Annotated in this window: 1 protein-coding gene; it reads left to right on the forward strand. The window is 63.3% G+C overall.

Going from position 1 to position 1,342, the window contains the following annotated elements:
* Positions 1–1,188: MFS transporter (locus tag GGR20_RS18410; protein WP_183312815.1), on the forward strand; the 1,188-nt coding region annotated here is incomplete at its 5' end.
* Between the last annotated feature and the right edge of the window lie 154 nt (positions 1,189–1,342).

A 1,342-nucleotide genomic window follows, 5' to 3' on the forward strand; every position in this document is an offset into this window, starting at 1 on the left:
CGCCGCATTTTCACGACCGGCTTTGTCATCCTGACCGCCGCCTCCCTGCTGGCCGGCCTCGCGTCAAGCCAGGAAATCCTGCTTGCCGGTCGTGCCCTGCAAGGAATCGGTGCCGCGCTGATTGCGCCATCGGCCCTCACCATCGTCATGCGCCTCTTTGGACATAATGGTGCCGAATTGGGCAAGGCCTTCGGCTTCTGGGGTGCAGCAGCAGCAGCCGGCGGTTCGGCCGGTGTTTTCCTCGGCGGCGTGATCACCGAGTGGATGGCCTGGCAGTGGACCTTCCTCATCAATGTGCCGCTCGGCCTGATTGTTCTGACCGCCATCCCGGCTGTTCTGCGCAAGTCCGAACGGGCACTCGGCAAGGTCGACTGGTTCGGCGCCATCACTGTGACCGGTGCGCTGGTGTCGCTGGTCTATGCGATTGTCACCATTGAGACAGCAGGTCTTGGCTCGCCGCTGATTCTGTCGCTGCTCGGCATTTCTCTTGCGCTCTTCGTGATCTTCCTGATCGCCCAGCGGGTCCGGCGCGAACCGCTGCTGCCCCTGGGCATTTTCAAGGCGCCCAACCTGGCGGCTGGCAATCTGGTCATGGCCCTGCTGGGTGCGGCCTGGATCCCGCTGTGGTTCTTCCTTAATCTCTATCTGCAGCAGGTCCTCGGTCTCTCCGCCCTCGCCAGTGGCCTGGCGCTCCTGCCGATGACCATTCTGATCATGATCGTCATGGTGGGCTTCTCCGGCAAGCTGATTGGCCGGTTCGGCCCCAAGACCAATCTCATCCTCGGATTGTTGCTGATGGGGGCATCTCTCATCCTCTTCGCCAACCTGCCGCTGGATGGATCCTTCGTAATCAACGTCCTGCCGGCTTCCCTTCTGGCGGCCCTGGGTATGGCCCTAGCCTACATCCCGGCAACCATGTCGGGTATGGCGGGCGCCAAGCCCGAGGAAACCGGTCTGGCTTCCGGGCTCATCAACACCAGTTACCAGATTGGTTCGGCCATTGGTCTTGCGGTCATGGTGGTGATCTCCACTGCCGGCTACGGCCATGGCAGCGCCGGTCCGGCAGAAATGCTCCAGGGCTTCCAGGCGGCGTTCCAGGGAGCAGGTGTCGTCGCAGCCGTCGCTGCGCTGGCAACACTCCTCCTCATCCGCGGCGCCGCCGCCCAGCGGGAGGTGCCGGTGGGCTAAACCCCAGGCGTGACGAGCTTCGGCTCGCCACGCCCCGGCAGAACGTCATGTTCGAAGATTTCTCTTTTTACCTCGAGCCGCCTCCAGAGCGTGTGCGGCTTCTAGCTCGGTTCTGCAGCTGGCTCCGTGGCCGCGGGAACAGGAATCCTCCCAA

This window comes from Devosia subaequoris, from assembly GCF_014197055.1.
GTDB lineage: Bacteria > Pseudomonadota > Alphaproteobacteria > Rhizobiales > Devosiaceae > Devosia > Devosia subaequoris.